The following is a 21197-nucleotide window of genomic DNA, read 5'->3' as shown; positions in this document are numbered from 1 at the left end:
GGCGCTCATGCTAGCGGATATCCTCGGATCAGCGCTTGCTCAGGTCGTCGTAAAGCTCGGGACGGCGATCGGCAAGATAGTGGTTCAGTGCCCGGGACTCGTGCATCAGCTGACGATCCAGGGTGCCGATGATCAGGGCCTCGTCCAGTCCGGCCAGGGCGATCCGGCTGCCATCGGGGGCGGCGATGCTGCTCTGGCCGCAGTAGCGGATCTGATCTTCCCGGCCGCAGTAGTTGGCGTAGGCCACGTAACACTGGTTCTCGAAGGCCCTGGCGCGAATGGTCACATCGGCGACGAAGTCGTAGGGAATCATGTTCGCCGTCGGCACCAGGATCAGCTCGGCACCGGCCAGGGCCAGACGCCGGGCGTTCTCCGGAAACTCGATGTCGTAGCAGATCAGGAAACCGAGCTTCCAGCCGTTGAGCTCCACCAGGGGGAAGTCATCCGCGCCGGCGCTGAACATCGAGTGATCAAGGTCACCGAACAGATGGGTCTTGCGGTAGTTGCACAGGCGCTGGCCGTGGGCGTCGATCAGTTGCACGGCGTTGTAGATCTGCCCGTCGGCGCTGCGTTCCGGATAGCCATAGAGAATCGCCGTACCCGCCGCTTGAGCGATAGCGGCGATGTGCTGGGCCGAGGGGCCATCCTGGGCCTCGGCCAGAGCGCCGACTGCTTCCACACCGATGTTGTAGCCGCTGAGGAACATTTCCGGCAGCACCAGCAGATCGGCATCGGTGGCCTCCATGGCCACCTGATGCAAGCGTTGCAGATTGGCCGTCACGTCCAACGGCAATGGCGGGCACTGATACAGGGCGACACGCATGGTCCTCACTCCTCTGACTGGCTGACCGGGCACTGTAGCCGATGTCTCGTGTTCGGCGTACGGTCCGGCGCCGAGCCCCAAGGAGCTCTCGCCGGTATTCGCGGCAGCCGCGGTCAGTATTGTTCAATCCGCCAGGGCGATAGGCCCGATCTCATGGAACACATCCCCTGGCCCCGGGTTCTCGGCATGGGTAGCGCCGCCGAAGTGTTTCATGATCCCCCACACGGCGTTGAGCGACGTTTGCACCGCGCCCTCGACCCAGGCCGGGGTCCAGGACACATCGTCACCTGCGATGAAAATGCCGCGCTGTTCGGCAGGCATGTCGTCCTGCATGAAGTGCGCGTACATCCGCTGGTTGTAGCGGTAGTGGCCCGGCAATGCGCCCTTGAAAGCGCCGAGGAAGTGCGGATCGGCTTCCCAGGACACGGTGATCGGATCGCCGATGATGCGGCTGGCGATGTCCACTTTGGGGTAGATCTTTTTCAGTGCGTCCAGGGCCAGTTTCACGCGCTTTTCCACGGGCTGCGGGAGCATCTTCAGGGCATCGCTCATCCACGAGTAGGACAGGCAGATCACCCCCGGCTTGTCGTCGCCGTTGTCGAACAGGTAGGTGCCGCGGGTCAGGCGGTCGGTGAGGGTCATGCTCATCAGGTCGCGGCCGGTTTCCGGGTCCTTGTCCTTCCAGAACGGCCGGTCGACCATGACGAAGGTCTTCGACGATTGCATGTAGCGGGTGCGGTCCAGGGCCATCCACATCTTCTGCGAGAACAGCGACTCCTCGCATTCGATCTGGGTGGTCAGCAGCCAGCTCTGGCAGGTGGTCAGCACGGCCGCGTATTCCCGGGTATCGCCCCAATTGTCGGTGACACTGAAGCGGCCGTCGGCGGCCCGGGCAATGCGCTTGACCCCGGTGCGTGGTGCACCGTTGTGCAGCGAGCTGAGGCTGGTGCCGGTCGGCCAGTGGGCGCAACGCTCGGGTACGTGGCGCCAGATGCCCAGGGGCACTTGCTCGACGCCGCCGACCACCAGATGCTGGTGATCGTCGCAGTTGGTCATCACCACGCGGAAGATTTCCAGCATCGAGTTGGGGAAGTCCGAGTCCCAGCCGCCGGTGCCGAAGCCCACCTGGCCGAACACTTCACGGTGATGGAACGACAGCTTGGCGAAGGCCTTGGAGGTGGCGACGAAGTCGTAGAACGTGCGGTCGTCCCACAGCGGCACCAGGGTGTTCCACAACTCTTTTAGACGCGGCACATCGCGATCGCGAATGGCTTGCTGGATCTCGCTGAAGCGCGAGCCGTCCTCCAGGGCGTCGGCCCAGGCGTCGGCGACTTCCTGGAACAAGGCCGGTAGGTCAGCCAGTTTTTGTGCGTAGTGGGTCTGGCCTTCCAGATCGATGACCGTGCTGCCCGACGCTGGGGTCAGCGGGTTGGGGAAGGGCTTGGTTTCAAGGCCGAGTTTGTCGACGTAGTGATAGAAGGCCGTGGACGACACCGGAAAGCGCATGCCGCCCAGCTCGGCGATGATCCCTTCGGCACCTTCGAAGGCCTGGGAGCGCAGGCGGCCGCCCATCTTCGACGCTTCATAGACCACCGGCTTGAGGCCCAGCTTCATCAGTTCGTAGGCGGCCACCAGCCCGGCGATACCGGCGCCGACAATGGCCACTTCGGTGCCGTGCTGGGCTTCGGGGATGCTGCCCAGGCCGGCGGGATGCTCGATCCAGTCGTCGAAGGCGAAAGGGAAATCCGGGCCGAAAATGGTGATCGGCTTCTTACCGTCTGCAGGATGGCGATTGTTCTTGTTCATGGCTGACCTTGGCGGGCGGCTCAGCAGAGTGCTGAGTATAGGAAAAGATGGCAGCCATTCTAGAGAGGGTGAAACACGTAAATAAGACGCAAACTGTCGTCGTTATGCATTGTTATTTATCAATATGACGAATAGATGATTCAGATTGACGGCGGAGTGCTATCGGCTGCGGCGCGTCAGAGCGCATGCCCGCGATCGATCTTGCTGCTGAGGATGATCGAGGTGGTGGTCTTTTCCACACCGTCGACGCTGCCGATCTGGTCCAGCAACTGGTCCAGCTGTTCCGGCGAGTCGGTGCGCAGCCAGGCCACGTAATCGAACTCACCGCTCACCGCGCACAGTTGCTGGACCTGAGCCATGCCACTCAGGCGGCGCAGCACTTCCTTGCCGGAGCGCGGCTGGACCTTGATGCCCACATACGCCTGCAAGCCGCCGTCGACCACCCTCTGGCCCAGGCGCACGCCATAGCCGGTGATGACCCGGGTCTTTTCCAGGCGCGCCAGGCGCGAGGTCACGGTGGTGCGGGCGATACCCAACTGCCGGGCCAGCATGGCCACGCTCTCGCGGGCGTTGATCTGCAGGGCGGCGATCAACTGACGGTCGACTTCATCAAGAACGGGAGGGCGGCTATCGGACAAGATGGGCTCCAGCACGGCTATCGAGGGAGCGAGCATGTTACAGCCTCGGGCAAACCCTGGCTGCTGCTGCCGATTGTCTGTTCGGATCGGGGGCTGATCTTTGGCGATCGGGACTTTTTTTGAAACAAATAGCCTGCGACAAGTTGTCATAAGTAACCAGTTAGTACATTCTCGCGACCTGGTTTTACAGATGGCAGAGGTTTGACATGAAAAACACGGGGGCTGCCACCGGCAGCCGATGGCTCCTGATGGGGCTGGGCGTTCTGATTGCCCTGATCGGGCTCGGCCTGGCGGGGGGCGGTGGCTATCTCCTGAGCCTGGGAGGCAGCGCCTACTTCTTGTTGATGGGCCTGGCGATGCTGGTGTCCGGCGTGCTGATCGCCCGGGCGAATCCCCGTGGTGCAAGGCTGTACGGCGTGGCCCTGGTGCTGACTGCGATCTGGGCGGTCTGGGATGCGGGCCTGGAATACTGGCCGCTGGTTTCGCGGGTGCTGACCTTTGCCGTGATCGGCCTGGTGGTGGCGCTGATCCACCCGACCCTGGTGCGCGCCTCCGGTGCTCGCCCCGGGCGTGGGGCCTATGGCTTGGCGGGGCTGCTGGGCGTTGGCGTAGTGGCGACCCTGGCCTACATGTTTGTGCCGACCCATGTGGTCAAGGCGGACAAGGTGCCGGCGATCCAGCCAGTGGCACCGGGCACTGAACAGAAAGACTGGGCCCATTGGGGCAACACCACAGCGGGTAACCGTTTTGCCGCCCTGGACCAGATCAACAAGGGCAATATCGGCCAACTGCAAGTGGCCTGGACCTTTCGCACCGGTGACCTGCCTGAAAGCAACGGTGCCGGTGCCGAAGACCAGAACACCCCACTGCAGATCGGCGATACCGTCTACACCTGCACCGCCTACGGCAAGGTGTTCGCCCTGGACGCCGACACCGGCGCCGAGCGCTGGAAGTTCGACCCCAAAGGCTACGCGCCCAACTGGCAGCGTTGCCGTGGCTTGGGCTATTTCGACGCCTCGGCCGCCGCGGTAACCGCGTCCTCGACGCCTGCTGCTCCTGCGGCTTGCACCAGGCGCCTGTTCCTGCCGACCGGCGATGCGCGCCTGATTGCGCTCGATGCTGAAACCGGCAAGCCTTGTGAAGACTTCGGCCACCAGGGCACGGTCGACCTGAAAACCGACATGGGCGAGATCAAGCCGGGTTACTACCAGCAAACCTCGACGCCTCTGGTGGCGGGCACTGTAGTGATCGTGGGCGGCCGGGTGGCGGATAACTTCTCCACGGGCGAACCGCCAGGCGTGGTGCGGGCTTTTGATGTGCGCAGCGGCGAGCTGATGTGGGCCTGGGACCCGGGCAACCCGGCCACCACCAAACGTCCGCCGGCGGGTGAAACCTATACCCGTGGCACCCCGAACGTCTGGTCGGCGATGTCCTATGACGCCAAGCTGGGCCTGGTGTACCTGCCCACCGGCAACGCCACGCCGGATTTCTTCGGCGGTCAGCGCAGCGAGTTCGATGACCAGTGGAGCTCCTCGGTCGTCGCCCTTGATGTGAAGACCGGCCAGGTGCGCTGGCACTTCCAGACCACCCACCACGACCTCTGGGATTTCGACCTGCCGGCGCAGCCGCTGCTGTACGACATTCCGGACGACAAGGGCGGCGTGCAACCGGCATTGGCCCAGGTCACCAAGCAGGGCGAGATCTTCGTGCTCAACCGCGAGACCGGCAAGCCGATTGCCCGGGTCGAAGAGCGGCCGGTGCCCCAGGGCAATGTGCCGGGTGAGCGTTATTCGCCGACCCAGCCGTTCTCGGTGGAGATGCCATCCATTGGCAACCAGACCCTGACCGAATCCGATATGTGGGGCGCAACGCCCTTCGACCAACTGATGTGCCGCATTCAGTTCAAGGGCATGCGCCATGAAGGTGTGTACACCCCGCCCGGACTGGATCACGCACTGCAGTTCCCAGGCTCCCTGGGAGGCATGAACTGGGGCAGCGTGTCGGTGGATCCGACCAGCCACTACATGTTCGTCAACGACATGCGCCTGGGCCTGGCCAACTACATGATCCCTCGGGATCAGATCGCCGCCGGTGCCAGTGGTATCGAAATGGGCGTAGTGCCCCAGGAAGGCACGCCGTTCGGCGCCATGCGTCAGCGTTTCCTCTCGGCTGTTGGTATTCCTTGTCAGAAGCCGCCGTTCGGCACCATGTCGGCCATTGATCTGAAGACCAGGAAATTGGTGTGGCAGGTGCCTGTGGGCACTGTGCAGGACACAGGTCCGCTGGGGATTCGCATGCACCTGCCGATCCCGATTGGCATGCCGACTCTGGGCGCGTCCCTGGCGACCCAATCCGGCCTGTTGTTCTTCGCTGGCACCCAGGACTTCTACTTGCGGGCCTTCGATACCGGCAATGGTAATGAAATCTGGAAAGCGCGCCTGCCAGTGGGCAGTCAGTCGGGGCCGATGACTTACGTATCGCCCAAGACCGGGCGCCAGTACATCCTGCTGACGGCGGGCGGTGCTCGTCAGTCGACGGACCGTGGCGATTATGTGATCGCCTACGCGCTGCCGAAATAGCCACCGCGTCACGGCACTCTAAAAAAGCCGCGCCCAGCGCGGCTTTTTCATCAGCGCACGCCAGGTATCTCGGTCTTGGGTGACCCTGGAAAAGACTGCGCGAAGCGCGCCATGTCCTGAAGCCAGGTAAAACCTGCGGGCACAAAAAAGCCGCGTATCACGCGGCTTTCAATTTGGTGGGCCCACACGGACTTGAACCGTGGACCAAAGGATTATGAGCCCGTAAATGCGGCCTGATATGTCTGGGGCTATCCGATATCACTATGTTTTCAAATGATATTTAGGGATATGTGGGCCACTTTTCCGCTGCAGGTGTGGACGTAATGTGGACGTTTACCACTGCAGGAGTACAGTGAAGCACTTTGAAACTCTCTGCCGTCTCTGTAGTTGGCTACAAGCTGCGGCCATCCTGGCTTTCGTAGCTTTTGCTTCGTTCCAATACATTCGGCCAGTTAAGCAGTTTTTGGAGCCGCTCCGGTTTTAAAAGCAGGGTAATTCCCGTGTTTTTCAAGTGTTCGCCCAAGCCGGTCGGGGCTCTCAGAATCGCGGCTTTACCCGAGGCGTCGCAGCGTGTCGTGCAAGCGCATGACATTTCTCTGCAAAGCGTTGCACCCTTTGCAATCGCCTAACGCCCCACAGACCTCGCAGCGGGCCTGGGCGGGGGCTTGGTTTGCAACACCTCCTGACTTTGTACAAAAAAGGGACGCAGAGCCCGTCGACGGGAGGGGGATAAGTGCTTTTTTTTAAGTTTTTTGATAAGCCCTCGATTTTCTATGTCAGTCCTTTAGTCTTCTTGTGTATTTACGTGGCATCGTGCCATGCTCGAAGAAATATGTGTTGGATTAGGTGAGGTATACAATGGACGTAGTAAATATAAATAACGACCAAGTAAATGCTTTGCTGCAGATAGATGAAGATCACTTTAACGATGTCAAGAGTAAGCGGATAGCTCCGGCTAAGTTACAAGAGACCTTGGTGGCGTTTGCAAACTCAGATGGCGGAGACTTGTATATAGGGATTGAAGATAAAGGCGAAAAGGGAGAGCGCCTTGTTGGATTTAATGAGCCTGAAGAGGCAAATGCAATAATTGTTACTCTTTTAGAGCAAACCACTCCAGCAGTAGAGAATCTTTCATGGGAGTTTCTGAGTGTTGAAGGAAAAGGTCTGGTATTACACTTTTCGATACCTAAAAGCCCTAAAGTTCACTACACAGCTAATGGCGATTGTTATATTCGCGTTAACGCCCAAAAAACAAAGATAAAAGGAGAAAGAGTAACCCAGCTAGGATATTCCAAAGGAGCTGAGCTTTATGAGAATAAAGCACTTCGAGAAGTTGATCTGGAGGATATATCAGAGGGAGAGATGCTATGTGACTACATGGGACGTGTTAATTCTAATCTAAAACCAGAAGTATTCCTTAAGAAACAACGACTGCTTACTAAAGTGGGTGATGTAAGGCACCCGAATGTTGGGTGCGTCCTGCTGTTTGATGATGAGCCTCAAGCCACACTACAAACTCGCTGCGCTGTAAAAGTATATCGACTTCGAACCACGGATGAGGAGTATAAAAGAGAGCAGCTTCAAGAAATGCCTATAACTATTAATGGGCCAATTGAGGTTGTTATTTTAAAAACCATCAAGCAGGTGGCTGAGTATATCGATGGTGCTTCCTTCCTGGATGGAACAAACGTTGTTAAGCTTTCATATCCTTCCGAAGCACTGAAAGAGATTTTGGTTAATGCTGTTCTTCATCGCGACTATAGCTTGAATGATGATGTGCACGTTAGGATTTTTGACAATCGCATAGAGATACAAAGTCCTGGGCGTCTGCCAGGCTATATGACCGTGGCAAATTTATATGATGATCGTTTTTCGAGAAATCCTAATATTGTACGCATGATTCACAACCTGCCAAATCCGGTAAACCACGACATTGGAGAAGGGTTGAATACCGCAAAAAATGAACTAAGGAAGGCTGGATTAGTAGAGCCGGACTTCAAAGAGGTTGCCAATGCTTTTTTGGTCACGATCAAGCACCAAAAGCTTGCATCCATTGATGACGTGATTGAAGCATATTTTGAGAATAACCCTGATGGCGTGATTAATAATAAATTAGTCCGACAGTTAAGCGGTGAGCAGGATATGCAAAAGGTGAAAAAAGTCCTGCAACGCATGAAGCAAGCAGGAAAAATCAAGGTGGTCGATGAGAAGGCCAGAGCTTTTAATGTGACGTATGTTAAAGCTTGAATCTAATGTTAGAAAATTACAGGTTTAGTCTTATTTGCCAGAGTTTTTACTACTAATCCAATATTGGTGAATATCTCCGCTGTATCAGGAGGAGGTGTTATCCCGTGTGTATGTTTAGCGAGTTGCATGTTCATTTCTTGCACAAGGTCCAGCAAATCGCACATAACCTGCAGCACGTTGACCGACTCCGACCCGAGCCACGTCTTGGGTGCCTGCAGGCGCTGACTTATCCCGCTCACGCTTTTGCGCAGTCCGTGGATCTGCTCCTGCAGGTCGCCGCCCACCGTGGCGTTGAGCTTCTGCCCCACCACCGGGTTCAAGTCGCGGCCGGTTGCCTGGTGCAGGTCATCCACGGCCGCCAGGCTGGCGGACCCGCCGGAAAGCAGCTTGAGCGCGCCCATAGCCTCGATCTTCTTGATCCCTCCTACTGACTCGGTTGAATGGTCGTCCACCGTCCTGGTGTGATTCTGGAAGCGCTCGGCATTGTCCAGGGCTTCCACCTCGCGTTCGATCGCCTTGTCCTGGATCTTTCCATCGGTCTGGCGCAGCCAGTTGCCGTCGGCATCGACGCGCTGCTGGCAGGCCTCGCTGTGCTGCCACACCTGATCACCTTTCGGCACCCGGGGCAGGCTCAAGCCATGCGGCAGGATCTGCTGGATGAATGGCTTGTGCGGCAGCCCGTAGGCGAAGCACACCACCACCGTGGTGTTTTCCTCGGGGAAGCCGAACATGGCGGCCTCTTGGCCACCCATGGGCGCCGGCAGCGGCAGGCCGGCCAGAATCGGCAGATCCGGGTCCGGTTCGCCATCGGGCAGCAGTACCTGGACGTCCACGCCATAGCGCGGCCTGAAGTCGTCGCACAGCCCGGGCGCCGCCGGCGCATCCGGTACCGCGACCACACGGCCTAAGCGTGGCAGGTGGTAACCACCGGTGAGTTCGGGGAACTGCCGCTCTACGCTGCGACGGATTGCGTCTTCCATTTGATGGCCATCTGATTGCCGGCGAGCGTCACGCTGGTGACCCGCTCGCCCTGGTTGAAGGTGGCGCCCGGGCGCAGTCCTGGAAGAACCGCGATCATGGCGCTCTGATTGCCCTGGTAGCCGTCGAACAGCTCGACGGGCAGCTGCAGCGGTGCACGGGTGCCGAAGAAGCTATCGGCCCAACTGCCCACGAACACCTCGCCGTCGCCCTGTTGCTGCTTTGCCTTTCAAACCGAGCTATTCAAAGTTTGGGGAAGTGGTAGATCATATTGGGCTGGAGCTTCCAGAAGGGCAACTGACCCACGTTCTACGTCACACCTTCGCAAGCCATTACATGATGAATGGTGGTGACATCCTGACCCTACAACGCGTTCTGGGCCACGCCACCCTGGCCATGACCCAGAAATATGCCCATTTCAGCCCAGGACACTTGGCGGACGTGGTGCATTTGAACCCTTTATCAACCACGCAACAAGGAAGCGGTAACGATGGTTAAGTTCGTGAAGATCAAAAGCAAGAAAGGCCGTGAACTCATAGTCAACACTGCATTCATCGTGGGCATTTACCCAACGAATGAACACAACACCTTCTCAAGTGGCGGCATGGTGCTCGTTCACGAGATCGGTAAGGATGGTGTCAATCGCGCCATCGAATTGTCTAAGACGGAGTTGAATAAGCTTACTGAAGCGCTAGGGGTCTAGTAGCTGTGGACGATATGTGGACGTTGATGTTTTGTGAGATGTCCACAGTAAATCATCCAGAAAAACGAAAGCCGCGCAGTGCGCGGCTTTGGAGTTGGTGGGCCCACACGGACTTGAACCGTGGACCAAAGGATTATGAGTCCTCTGCTCTAACCAACTGAGCTATAGGCCCTCAGTAGGCGGCGGATTATAACGATGGTTTCTCGGCTGTGCTATCCGAAAAGTCGGAAACCCGGATCTGCAGGAAGGTTGCGCAGAACTCATCGGCTTCCAGGGGCAGGCTGACGATGTAGCCCTGGATCTGCTCGCAGCCTTCGAGAGTGAGGAAGGTCTGCTGGGCCTGGTTTTCAACACCTTCGGCAATGACCGTGAATTGCATGCTGCGGCCCAGGGCGATGATGGCGCGGACTATCGCCACATCGTGGGGGTCGTCCGGCAAGCCGCGGACGAATGATTGGTCGATCTTGAGAAAGTCCAGAGGCAGGCGCTTGAGATAACTCAAGGACGAGTAGCCGGTGCCGAAGTCGTCGATGGCCAGTTGCATTCCCAGGCGTTTGAGCTGATGCAGTACCTCCAGGGCTTCTTCGGCCTGGCTCATGATGAAGTTCTCGGTGATTTCCAACTGCAGCAACCCAGGCGGCAGGTCATAGTCGCGCAGCAGTTGTTCGATGCGGCCCAGCAGGTTGGGTTGGCGCAACTGGGCACCTGCCAGATTCACTGACAGTGGCCCGAAATTCTCATAGCGCTGACTCCAGGTATGGAGTTGCTGGCAGGCCCGTTCCAGTACCCAGTCCCCGATCAGCAGGATCATGCCGTTCTCTTCCGCCAATGGAATGAAATGCTCGGGGGGGACGTCGCCGAAGTTGGGGTGGTGCCAGCGAATCAGCGCTTCGGCCCCCACCAGTTCGTGGCTGCTGAGGCTGATTTTGGGTTGGAAATAAAGAGACAGCTCTCCGCGTTCGATGGCTCGTCGCAGTTCGTGCTCCAGGGCGACACGTTCGCTGGCCTGGGCGGTCAGGTCGCGGGTGTAGCGCTCGACCCGGTTGCGCCCCTTGGCCTTGGAGCGATACATGGCGGCGTCGGCGTTCTTGATCAGCGTGGCAACGTCGCAGCCGTCCTTGGGGTACAGGCTGGTGCCGATGCTGGCGCTGATGAAGAACTCGTGTTCGCCTGCCTGGAAGGGGGCGGTGAAGCAGTTCAGCAGCTTGGTGGCGATATGGTCGGCGTCGCTGGCCTGATGCAGGCCCGGAAGCAAGATGATGAATTCGTCCCCACCCAGGCGGGCGACAGTGTCGATGTCTCGCAACTGTTCCTTGAGACGTACCGCGATGCCTTTGAGCAGCAGGTCGCCCACCGGGTGCCCAAGGCTGTCGTTGATGTGCTTGAAGCGGTCCAGGTCGAGAAACAGCACGGCGCCCTGGCTGCCGTTTTCCTCTTGGCTGTTGAGCGCGGTCAGTAAGCGGCTTTCGAACAAGGTGCGGTTCGGCAGTCCGGTGAGGGGATCGTGGTGGGCCTGGTAGTCGAGGCGTGCCTGGGCATGCTTGAGGCTGGAGATGTCGGCGAACACCGCAACGAAATGGGTGATCTGCCGATCCTTGTTGCGCACTGCGTTGATCGTCAGCCAGTTGGGGTAGAGCTCGCCGTTCTTGCGGCGGTTGGAGATCTCGCCCTGCCAGTGGCCTTCCAGGGTCAGTTGGTGCCACATCGCCGCATAGAAGGCGCTGTCATGCAGGCCGGACGCCAACAGGCGCGGTGTGTGTCCCAGGGTTTCACTTTCGCTGTAACCGGTGATCTCGCTGAAGGCACGATTGACGGCGCTGATGCGCTGCTGGGTATCGGTGATCATTACGCCTTCGGCGGTGCTCTCAAACACCGTGGCGGCCTGCTGCAGTTTTTCCTGCATCAACTGGCGGTCGGTGATATCCCGGGCAATGGTCAGCATGCAGTCGTCGCCGCCAATGGGCAGCGGTCGGCTCGACAGTTCACAGAGACGGATCTGGCCATCGTTGCGTCGGATGTGGCAGCTGAAGTCACGGACAAAACCGTCCCGCTGCAGCAGGTCGAGCAGCTGCTTGCGCTCGTTGAGGTTGACCCAGATTCCCAGGTCCAGAGTCGAACGATCCAGGGACATGGCACTGTTGAAGCCGGTGATGCGGCTAAAGCCCTCGTTGACCTCGATCAGCAGTCCATCCCGTTGCCGGGTCAGCAACAGCCCATCTGGTGAAGCATGGAAGGCTTTGGCGAACTTCTCCTCTGAGGTCTGCAACTGTTGCTGGGTTTCCTTGAGCTGGCTGATGTCGCGCACTACCACCACCAGCGCCGGGGTGGTGTCGAGGTCGAAGGGTTCGGCGGAGATCAGGCCGGTGAAGAGTTGGCCATTGTGGCGGCGGAAGGGCATTTCCAGGTTGCGGATGCTACCGGCCTGCAAGCGCTGCAAGAGGCTCGGGCCGACCCCCGGGATGCCCCAGATATTCAGTTCGGTGGCGGTCTGGCCAATCACGGTTTCGGCGCTCAGGCCGATCTGCTCCTCGAAGGCTTTGTTGACCTCCAGCAGGCAGCCGTCGGACAGACGCGCGATGACCAGGATGTCCGGACACTGCTGGAACACCGAGGCGAACTTCTGTTCGGAAAGGCGCAGGGCCTCTTCGGTGTGCTTGGTCTCGCTGATGTCGATCATCAGGCCGCGCATCACCGGCTCATGGCCGTGTTCGATCAGGCTGACGATATCGCGCACCCAGAGGCATCGGCCGTCGGCGGTGATCACTCGATAGTCAAGGCTGTGGTCGCGTCCGGCCTGTACTTCGTGGTCGCAGAAGGCCTGGGCGCGAGTCAGGTCGGCGGGGTGGATGATGTTGCGCCAGAACCCCGGGATCAGCCAGTGGGATAGGGGGTAGCCCAGCAGGGCCTCGGCATGGGGGGAGACATAGCTGTAAGTGAAGTCGCTGACACGCGCCTCCCAGGCGATGGCCGAGAGGCTCTCCACCAGGCTGCGGTAATGGTATTCACTGCGGCGCAATTCTTGTTCCAGAGCTACCCTGCGGGAGATCTCCGAGCTCAGGCGACGGTTGATGCGGATCACCACCGCCAGCACTGTGACCAACAGCAGGAGGCCGGGCAGACCGTACATCAGGACATCCGACCAGAACGTCCGATGGTCGAGGACGCTGCCGACCCAATGTTGTTGAATCGCGCTGATTTCCTCGGCACTGAGGTCCGCCAGGACCTTGTCGAGTATGCCCGCCAGAATCTTGCTGTCCCGTGGGACGCCCATGGCCAACTGGTAGCGATAAGGGGTTTCGCCGCTGACGTACAGGCCCTCGAGCTTGAGCTGGCGCAGGCTCCAGACACTGGAGGCCAGATCGCCCACTACGGCGTCCACCTTGTCGGTGGCCAGGGCCTGCAGGGCCGAGCTGATATTGGGCAGGGCCACCAGGTTCAGGTCCGGGTGTTGGGTGCGCAGCAACTCGTGGGGGGCGTAGTTCTCCACCACCGCGACCTTGAGGCCGTAGAGATCCTTGAGGTTGCGCGGTTGTGCGCCACCTGCATGGGCCAGGATAACAATGGGGAAGTCGAGATAGGGGCGGGTGAAGGCCATGTAACTCTGGCGTTCCGGAGTCGACATGATGCCGGGCAGCAGGTCCAGCTTGCCTTGCTTGGCATCTTCGAGCACGGCGGTCCAACTGGCCGGTTCGACGGGCGTCAGGGTGATTGACAGGCGTTCCTGGATCAGCTGGATGTAGTCTGCTGCCAGGCCCTGGTAGCGGCCCTCTTCATCCCGATACTCAAAGGGCGGCCAGGAGGCATCTACACCCAGGCGCAGTTGCGGGTGGGCCTTGAGCCAGCCACGTTCTTCATCGGTGAGAGTCAGCGCGCCAGCCGTTGCGGTCCAGGTAAGTAGCGCCAGCAGAAGCATGGCCGACAGTCTGGGCATAACCGTCTCGTTATGGCACGGGGAATGTTTCGAGTGTAGACGGGCTATGGGGTGGGAGAGGGGGGGATCTGCAAAAAGCAAAACCCCCAGCTGGGCTGGGGGTTTTGGTCTTACTCGTCGAGGAAGGAGCGCAGATGCTCGCTTCGCGTCGGGTGGCGCAGCTTGCGCAGCGCCTTGGCTTCGATCTGACGAATCCGTTCACGGGTCACGTCGAACTGTTTACCAACCTCCTCAAGGGTGTGGTCGGTATTCATGTCGATGCCGAAGCGCATGCGCAGGACCTTGGCTTCACGGGCAGTGAGGCCGGAGAGTACTTCGCGGGTCGCTTCTTTGAGGCTCTCAACGGTGGCTACATCGATTGGCGACTGCATGGTCGAGTCTTCGATGAAGTCGCCCAGATGGGAGTCTTCGTCATCACCGATCGGGGTTTCCATGGAGATCGGCTCTTTAGCGATCTTCAATACCTTGCGGATCTTGTCCTCAGGCATTTCCATGCGTTCGCCCAGCTCTTCCGGGGTCGGTTCACGACCCATTTCCTGCAGCATCTGCCGGGAAATGCGGTTGAGCTTGTTGATCGTCTCGATCATGTGCACCGGAATACGAATGGTGCGGGCCTGGTCGGCAATCGAGCGAGTGATCGCCTGACGGATCCACCAGGTGGCATAGGTCGAGAACTTGTAGCCGCGACGGTATTCGAACTTGTCTACCGCTTTCATCAAGCCGATGTTGCCTTCCTGGATCAGGTCGAGGAATTGCAGGCCACGGTTGGTGTACTTCTTGGCGATGGAGATCACCAGACGCAAGTTGGCTTCAACCATCTCTTTCTTCGCGCGGCGGGCCTTGGCCTCACCGATCGACATGCGACGGTTGATGTCCTTGATCTCGGCAATCTTCAAGCCGGTTTCAACTTCAAGCGCGGTCAGCTTCTGCTGGCAACGGATGATATCCGGCTGCAGACGGGCAATGGCTTCGGCGTACTTGCTTTTGCCTTTGGCCAGGGCGTCGGTCCAGCTTTCATCCACTTCGTTGCCCGGGAACTGGCGCAGGAAGTCGGCACGCGGCATGCGGGCATCACGCACGCAGAGTTGCATGATGGCGCGTTCTTGCTGACGCAGACGATCCAGGGCGCTGCGTACACGTTCAACCAGGCCTTCGAATTGCTTCGGAACCAGCTTGATCGGCATGAACAGTTCGGCCAGGGCCAACATCTCGGCGATGGCTTGCTTGTTCTCGCGGCCGTGCTTCTTCAGCGCCTTGCGGGTGATCTCCATCTGATCGGCGACGGCGCCAAAGCGCTGTGCAGCGACGACCGGATCCGGACCGCTTTCGGCTTCTTCTTCGTCTTCGGTTGCTTCAGCTTCTTCGTCATCGCTGTCGTCATCCGCTTTCGCGGTTTTGGTGTCGACAGGAGGCGGTACTTCGGCGGCAGGCGGCGTAATACCGTCATCCGGGTCGATGTACCCGCTGAGAACGTCAGACAGGCGGCCACCTTCGGTGGTGACGCGAGTGTATTCGGAGAGGATGTGATCAACCGTGCCAGGGAAGTGCGCGATTGCGCCCATCACTTCACGGATGCCCTCTTCGATACGTTTGGCGATTTCGATTTCGCCTTCACGTGTGAGCAGCTCTACCGTACCCATTTCGCGCATGTACATGCGCACTGGGTCGGTAGTGCGACCAATGTCGGTTTCCACAGCCGCCAACGCTGCGGCGGCTTCTTCAGCTGCTGCTTCGTCGGTGTCGGCTTCGGCCAACAAAAGGGCATCCGCATCCGGAGCACTCTCGAATACGTTGATCCCCATGTCGTTGATCATGCGGATGATGTCTTCCACCTGTTCCGGATCTGAAATATCCTCCGGCAGGTGGTCGTTGACCTCCGCGTAAGTCAGGTAACCCTGCTCACGTCCACGGCTGATCAACTCTTTGAGGCGAGACTGCTGTTGCGCTTTTCCGGACATAACACCCTATCCACTGAAGGTCTTGGCGGGCAAAAAACAAGCCGAGGATTATACCCGAGCTATGACCTCACGCGCCAGTTGAGGTCGGGTTTGATGCGGGAACATTGCGTTTTAGAAGCTCAACCAGCTGTATTTTCTCTTCGCTGCTGAGCTCGCTTTGGCGCGATTTCCTGAGAAGTTGTTCTAAAACACGCTCGCGTTGGCGAGCGGACAAGCTATTAATGGTGTCGAAAAACTGTTGTTCAAGGTTATCTCCGTCGATCAACCACTCTTTTTCTGCCAGTGCGGTAAGCAGGTGCCCCTGTTGAGTACCGTGCCAGCGCGCCATCAGCTGATGAATAGAGCGTAGCTTAGGATTTTTCTGTACGGCTTCGATCAGGGCCACCAGCAACTGAGTGTTGGTGTTGTCGTCATCGGCAAAATGTCCGGCATCTTCAACTTTTTCTGCCAGTTGCGGGTGATGCAGCAGGGTGCGCAAGGCTGCAAGCGTAGGAGGCTCCACCGCCGCCGGGACGCGAGGGCCGCGAGGCTGGTCGCGATCGCCCTGGCGCTTGCCTTTGCTGTTCTTGTCCCAGGGCTTGTTTTCCCATTTCTTGCCACCGCCGCTTTTCTTCGGCGTCCACTCTTTTTGGGGGGCGTACGCTTCCTGATGAGGCTCGTGGTAGTCGGCATAATCCGGCATGGCGTCGTAGTCGATGCCAGCGTCATAGATTGGGGGGGATTCCGCTGGGGCGCTGTGGGCTAGTTGATTCACCGTTTCATTGGTCAGACCGGTGATTTCGGTCAGGCGCTGGCGCATCAGGGTGCGCAGGTTGGCCCCTGGGATTTTCTCGATCAGCGGTGCTGCCAGGGTCGCCAGATGAGCCTTGCCTTCCAGTGAGCGTGGGTCGGCCTCGTCGATCAGTTGTTGAAAGAAATAGTCCGCCAGCGGCTGGGCGTGCTGGTTGATGCGGGCGCGGAAGGCGTCTGTGCCTTCGGAGCGGACCAGGGTATCGGGGTCTTCCCCTTCCGGCAGGAACAGGAAGCGCGCGCGGCGCCCGTCCTGCAGGCAGGACAGGGTGGCCTCGAGGGCGCGCCAGGCAGCTTTGCGTCCGGCTTGGTCGCCGTCAAAGCAGAACAATACGTTGGGCACGATGCGGAACAGGCGCTTGAGGTGTTCCTCGCTGGTGGCGGTGCCCAGAGTCGCGACGGCATTGCGCAGGCCCTGCTGGGCCAGGGCGATCACGTCCATATAGCCTTCGACGACGATGATTTCGTCGAGGTTGCGGTTGTTCTTGCGGGCTTCGAACAGACCGTAAAGCTCTTGGCCCTTGTGGAATACCGGAGTTTCCGGAGAGTTCAGGTATTTGGGTTTGTCGTCCCCCAGCACCCGGCCGCCGAAGGCAATGATCCGGCCGCGGGTATCGCGGATCGGGAACATCACGCGATCGCGAAAGCGGTCATAGCGCTTGCCGGTCTCGGCGTTCTCAATCAGCAGTCCGGCATCGATCATGGCTTTCTGCTGCAGAGTGTCGCTGCTCAGATGCTTGAACAGGTTGTCCCAGCCGGGCGGCGCAAAACCCAGGCCGAAGTCCCGGGCAATTTCGCCGGTGAGGCCGCGCCCCTTGAGGTAGTCGACTGCTGCCTTGCGTGCCGGGTGGCTTTTCAGTGCCTGGCGATAGTAGTCGGCAGCGGCGCTGAGCAGCGGGTACAGCGGTGAGTCTGTGGGTTGTCGGGGTTTGCGCTGGCCGCGATTGCTTTCCTCGCGGGGGATCTCCATGCCGGCAGCTTTCGCCAGTTCCTCGACGGCCTGGGGAAAGTCCAGATTGTCGTGGTCCATGATGAAGCCGAGGGCATTGCCGCCTGCGCCGCAGCCGAAGCAGTAATAGAACTGCTTGTCGGGGCTGACGCTGAAGGAGGGGGTCTTTTCCTTGTGGAATGGGCAACAGGCTGTGTAATTCTTGCCGGCTTTCTTGATCTGCAGGCGCGAGCTGACTACATCGACGATGTCGGTGCGGTTCAGAAGGTCGTCAATAAAGCTCTGGGGAATAAGCCCGGCCATTGCGTTCTCGTCATCACTGCGGGGAAAAATAGCCCTGGCGACGCTGTCGAAAGATCAGGTGAGGCGGGGCCTGAAGAAGGCGCGGCTCGACTTGGTTTTCGGCTTGATCGCAGTCGGGAAGTGTATCTGCCGAACGTCCACTGACGTTAATTGCAATCAGTATTCGACTATTTGAGGCAGTGCGCTGAGTCCGACAGTGGCCATTGGAGGGCCTCGGATAGCTCATCAAACGGGCGCTGGAGAAGGGCGCCTTGGGCTGATCGTCTGCAGGAATCAGTAAGGGTGTGCTCGTCAGTAGCCTTGGAAGGCTCGTCAGAAAAGACGTGCACCGCTGGCAAGAAGCCAGGTCTGACGTGGTTAAGCAGATTCGTCTGGGTCGCATGGGCGGCTTTGACGGTGAAGCATCAAGCGTATTCCGCAAATGCCATTAGCCCGGCTGAGGGCCGGGCTTGGCAGAAGCTTGCAGCGAACGTCTGTGTATTAGTACAGACGTACGGCGCGGCGCTGTTCGCGCTGAACTTTCTTGGCGTGACGCTTAACAGCAGCAGCTGCTTTGCGCTTACGCTCGGAAGTCGGCTTCTCGTAAAATTCGCGGCTACGAACTTCAGCCAGAACACCGGCTTTTTCGCAGGAGCGCTTGAAACGACGCAGAGCTACGTCGAAGGGTTCGTTCTCTTTAACTTTGACGGCTGGCATCCAGAGCTACCTTCATTCATTACCGGGGTCAACGTTCTCGTCGCAAAAATCGCGGCTGAGGTCGTCGGTTTTTAAGGGTTGCGGATGTTAACCCCTCAACGCTCGGAATGCAAAGCCTCTGATCGAAAACCGCTGGCCGGGCGCAGGAGTGGCGACTATTATGCGCGCCTTCGAATTCAGCCTCTACAAGGCGCAAACCCATGCTAGTACTGGGATTAGAAACCTCTTGCGACGAAACCGGCGTCGCGCTTTACGACAGTGAGCGTGGCCTGCTGGCCGACGCGCTGTTCAGTCAGATCGACCTGCATCGCGTCTACGGTGGCGTGGTGCCGGAACTGGCCTCTCGTGACCACGTCAAGCGTATGCTGCCCCTGATTCGTCAGGTCCTGGCGCAAGCTGACTGTGTCTCCACCGAGATCGATGCCATCGCCTATACCGCAGGTCCCGGCTTGGTGGGCGCCTTGTTGGTAGGTGCCTCCTGCGCCCAGGCGCTGGCCTTTGCCTGGGGGATTCCGGCCCTGGGCGTGCATCACATGGAAGGTCACCTGCTGGCGCCGATGCTCGAGGAGCATCCGCCGGAATTTCCGTTCGTCGCTTTGTTGGTGTCGGGCGGCCACACCCAGTTGGTCCGGGTTGATGGCATCGGCCAATACCAGCTGTTGGGCGAGACCCTGGACGATGCGGCAGGCGAAGCGTTCGACAAGACCGCGAAAATGATTGGCCTGAATTATCCAGGCGGCCCCGAGATCGCCCGCCTGGCAACACAGGGCGTCCCTGGGCGTTTTGTCTTCCCGCGGCCAATGACCGATCGTCCGGGCCTGGACTTCAGCTTCAGCGGCTTGAAGACCTTCGCCCTGAACACCTGGCAGCAGTGTGTCAGTGCTGGAGACGACGGTGAGCAAACCCGTTGCGACATCTCTCTCGCCTTCCAGCAAGCGGTGGTGGAAACTTTGACCATCAAGTGCAAGCGCGCCTTGAAGCAGACAGGCCTCAAGCGTGTGGTCATTGCCGGGGGCGTGAGTGCCAACAAGGCCCTGCGAGCCTCCCTGGAAAACATGCTCGCCGGGATGGACGGCAATGTGTTCTACGCTCGTCCCGAGTTCTGCACCGACAACGGCGCGATGATCGCCTATGCCGGCTGTCAGCGTTTGCAGGCCGGACAGCAGGAAAGCCTGGCGATCAGTGTGCAGGCACGCTGGCCGATGGAGCAGCTGTCAGCACTCTGAGAGAGACGCGCAAGCTGAAGTCTTTTCATCTGTCGGATTCAAAAATGCCGTTCGCGCCCGGCAAACAGGTCGCGTAGATTGCCGCGATGGCGCCAAACGATCAGTAGCGTGAGTACGCTCATCGGTAGTAGTGCCTCAGGTTCCTGCCAGGCCAGTAGCGGCAGGGTCAGGGGGGTGGCGATCAGTGCGGCCAGTGAGCTGGTGCGGGTCAGGTAGAAGGTCAGCGCCCAGGCGGCGATGGCCAGGAGCGCCGCCGGGGGATAGAGCCCCAGCAACATGCCGGCAGCAGTGGCGACGCCTTTGCCGCCGCGAAAGCGGAAGTACAGTGGGAACAGGTGGCCGATTACGGCGTAGAGTCCGATCCACGCCTGTTGTTGCAACGAAAGCCCCGCAAGGTGGGCGATCAGCACAGGTACCAGGCCTTTGCACAGATCCCCCAGCAGGGTTAGGACAGCGAGTTTTTTGCCGGCCAGGCGCAGCATGTTGGTGGCACCGGCATTGCCCGATCCACTCATTCGCGGGTCGGGGTTGCCCGTGAGGCGGCTGAGCAAAATGGCGAAGGACAGAGAGCCAAGCAGGTAGGCGAGAATCGCCAGTAACCAAAACATGCTAACTATTCCGGGCGAGGATGCCCTGATTCTAACGGCGCATTGCGCCCTTGTCGTGCTGCGGAGAAGAGTGCTTGGACAGAGTGTTTATCGAAGGACTGGAAGTGGACACCGTGATTGGAGCCTACGACTGGGAGCGTGGCATCCGACAGTGTCTGCGTCTTGATCTGAGCTTTGCTTGGGATAATCGTCCGGCTGCTGCTGGGGACGATCTGACGCTGGCGTTGGATTATGCCAGTGTTTCCGCGCGGATCCAGGCGTTTGCCGAGCAGGCCCAGTACCAGTTGGTGGAAACCTTTGCCGAGCGTCTTGCCGAAGTGTTGATGAGCGAGTTTCACATTCCTTGGCTGCATTTGAAGCTGACCAAGCCAGGCGCTGTTCCGGCCGCCACTGGCGTGGGTGTGGAGATCGAGCGCGGATGTCTCTGACTCAGGTGTTTCTGGGGCTTGGTAGCAATATCGAGCGTGAAGCTCATCTGCGGGCCGGGCTCGATGCCTTGGCCGGTTTCCTGGTGGATATGCGTTGCTCGGCAGTGTTTGAAAGCCAGCCGGTGGGAATCAAGAGCGGTCCGTTCTTCAATCTGGTGGTGTCGGGTTACACCGACTTGCCGTTGACTGAACTGGACCGGCGTTTGAAGTTCATCGAGGCGGACAACGGTCGTTATGCCCCGGACCGCAAAGGTTTGCCACTGGATATCGATGTGCTGCTGTACGGCGACCTGACTGGCAATTTCGATGGCTTGATCCTGCCCCGTGCGGAAATCCTGAAGAATGCCTTTGTGCTTTGGCCGTTGTCGCTGATGGCGCCGGAGCGGCTACACCCATTGGCCGGCAAGAGCTTGGGGATGCTTTGGGATGAGGCGCAGATCGATCAGGTTCTAGCGCCCGTGGCGTTCGAATGGCAGGGCAGGCAACTGACGCCTCCGGGCCTGTAACTCCTCGGACTCTCCTTGTGCTGACAAGG

15 protein-coding genes, 1 tRNA gene and 2 pseudogenes are annotated in these 21197 nt (G+C 59.2%); 7 read left to right on the top strand and 11 right to left on the bottom strand.

The genetic code is table 11. From position 1 onward, the window contains the following. Nucleotides 1-28: 28 nt before the first annotated feature. The 3 genes from DWF74_RS12935 to DWF74_RS12925 all read right to left on the bottom strand — a co-directional run bounded on the left by DWF74_RS12935 (nt 29) and on the right by DWF74_RS12925 (nt 3267). Nucleotides 29-823, bottom strand: coding sequence for a carbon-nitrogen hydrolase family protein (locus tag DWF74_RS12935; RefSeq protein WP_102861937.1), 795 nt, complete (start codon nt 821-823; stop codon nt 29-31). Nucleotides 824-946: 123 nt separating this feature from the next. Further along, complete coding sequence (locus DWF74_RS12930) at nt 947-2629, bottom strand: flavin monoamine oxidase family protein (RefSeq protein WP_115581071.1); 1683 nt, start codon at nt 2627-2629, stop codon at nt 947-949. Nucleotides 2630-2805: 176 nt separating this feature from the next. Then, on the bottom strand, nt 2806-3267 hold the full coding sequence (locus DWF74_RS12925; RefSeq protein WP_011063845.1) for an Lrp/AsnC family transcriptional regulator: 462 nt from the start codon (nt 3265-3267) through the stop codon (nt 2806-2808). A gap of 206 nt (nt 3268-3473) precedes the next feature. Between DWF74_RS12925 and DWF74_RS12920 the strand changes: the two genes are divergently transcribed. Further along, complete coding sequence (locus tag DWF74_RS12920) at nt 3474-5846, top strand: glucose/quinate/shikimate family membrane-bound PQQ-dependent dehydrogenase (RefSeq protein WP_115581070.1); 2373 nt, start codon at nt 3474-3476, stop codon at nt 5844-5846. An 858-nt stretch (nt 5847-6704) separates the two neighbouring features. Then, a complete protein-coding gene (locus tag DWF74_RS12915; protein ID WP_115581069.1) occupies nt 6705-8093 on the top strand; it encodes an RNA-binding domain-containing protein in 1389 nt (462 codons plus the stop codon). An 8-nt stretch (nt 8094-8101) separates the two neighbouring features. Here the strand turns inward: DWF74_RS12915 and DWF74_RS12910 are convergent, their stop codons facing one another. Together DWF74_RS12910 and DWF74_RS12905 are read right to left on the bottom strand one after the other, a co-directional pair. Further along, nucleotides 8102-9073, bottom strand: coding sequence for a hypothetical protein (locus DWF74_RS12910; RefSeq protein ID WP_240322047.1), 972 nt, complete (start codon nt 9071-9073; stop codon nt 8102-8104). After that, nucleotides 9046-9291: pseudogene (locus tag DWF74_RS12905) on the bottom strand (hypothetical protein); the annotation flags it as partial. The gene DWF74_RS12910 and the pseudogene DWF74_RS12905, both read right to left, overlap by 28 nt. Here DWF74_RS12905 and DWF74_RS12900 point away from each other — a divergent pair. Continuing rightward, nucleotides 9276-9569: pseudogene (locus DWF74_RS12900) on the top strand (tyrosine-type recombinase/integrase); the annotation flags it as partial. The pseudogenes DWF74_RS12905 and DWF74_RS12900 sit on opposite strands and share 16 nt — an antisense overlap. Then, on the top strand, nt 9562-9774 hold the full coding sequence (locus DWF74_RS12895) for a hypothetical protein (protein WP_115581068.1): 213 nt from the start codon (nt 9562-9564) through the stop codon (nt 9772-9774). The pseudogene DWF74_RS12900 and the gene DWF74_RS12895, both read left to right, overlap by 8 nt. A gap of 95 nt (nt 9775-9869) precedes the next feature. Here the strand turns inward: DWF74_RS12895 and DWF74_RS12890 are convergent. The 5 genes from DWF74_RS12890 to rpsU all read right to left on the bottom strand — a co-directional run bounded on the left by DWF74_RS12890 (nt 9870) and on the right by rpsU (nt 18400). Further along, nucleotides 9870-9946 (bottom strand) — tRNA-Ile (locus DWF74_RS12890). 15 nt (nt 9947-9961) lie between these two features. Then, nucleotides 9962-13705: a bifunctional diguanylate cyclase/phosphodiesterase gene (locus tag DWF74_RS12885; RefSeq protein ID WP_115581067.1), complete on the bottom strand. Its 3744-nt coding sequence runs from the start codon at nt 13703-13705 to the stop codon at nt 9962-9964. 110 nt (nt 13706-13815) lie between these two features. Continuing rightward, complete coding sequence (gene rpoD, locus DWF74_RS12880; protein ID WP_102861933.1) at nt 13816-15663, bottom strand: RNA polymerase sigma factor RpoD; 1848 nt, start codon at nt 15661-15663, stop codon at nt 13816-13818. 67 nt (nt 15664-15730) lie between these two features. Further along, the gene (gene dnaG / locus DWF74_RS12875; RefSeq protein ID WP_115581066.1) at nt 15731-17704 is read right to left on the bottom strand and encodes a DNA primase; all 1974 of its coding nucleotides are present in this window, start codon (nt 17702-17704) and stop codon (nt 15731-15733) included. Between the two features lie 480 nt (nt 17705-18184). Beyond that, nucleotides 18185-18400: a 30S ribosomal protein S21 gene (gene rpsU, locus DWF74_RS12870; protein WP_002551877.1), complete on the bottom strand. Its 216-nt coding sequence runs from the start codon at nt 18398-18400 to the stop codon at nt 18185-18187. Between the two features lie 200 nt (nt 18401-18600). On the opposite strand from rpsU, the gene tsaD reads away from it, so the two are divergent. Continuing rightward, complete coding sequence (tsaD, locus tag DWF74_RS12865; protein ID WP_115581065.1) at nt 18601-19626, top strand: tRNA (adenosine(37)-N6)-threonylcarbamoyltransferase complex transferase subunit TsaD; 1026 nt, start codon at nt 18601-18603, stop codon at nt 19624-19626. Between the two features lie 38 nt (nt 19627-19664). Here the strand turns inward: tsaD and plsY are convergent, their stop codons facing one another. After that, nucleotides 19665-20234, bottom strand: a complete 570-nt coding sequence (gene plsY, locus DWF74_RS12860) for a glycerol-3-phosphate 1-O-acyltransferase PlsY (protein WP_102861930.1) — start codon at nt 20232-20234, stop codon at nt 19665-19667. 74 nt (nt 20235-20308) lie between these two features. Between plsY and folB the strand changes: the two genes are divergently transcribed. Together folB and folK are read left to right on the top strand one after the other, a co-directional pair. After that, nucleotides 20309-20662, top strand: a complete 354-nt coding sequence (folB, locus tag DWF74_RS12855; RefSeq protein WP_102861929.1) for a dihydroneopterin aldolase — start codon at nt 20309-20311, stop codon at nt 20660-20662. After that, on the top strand, nt 20653-21168 hold the full coding sequence (folK, locus tag DWF74_RS12850) for a 2-amino-4-hydroxy-6-hydroxymethyldihydropteridine diphosphokinase (RefSeq protein ID WP_102861928.1): 516 nt from the start codon (nt 20653-20655) through the stop codon (nt 21166-21168). The genes folB and folK overlap by 10 nt, the downstream gene beginning before the upstream one ends. Nucleotides 21169-21197: the final 29 nt, after the last annotated feature.

The sequence above is a fragment of the Pseudomonas protegens genome, assembly GCF_003363755.1.
In the GTDB taxonomy this organism is placed as follows: domain Bacteria; phylum Pseudomonadota; class Gammaproteobacteria; order Pseudomonadales; family Pseudomonadaceae; genus Aquipseudomonas; species Aquipseudomonas danubii.
The sequence above is the reverse complement of the archived record's forward strand: the minus strand, read 5'-3'. Positions and strand labels throughout refer to the sequence as shown.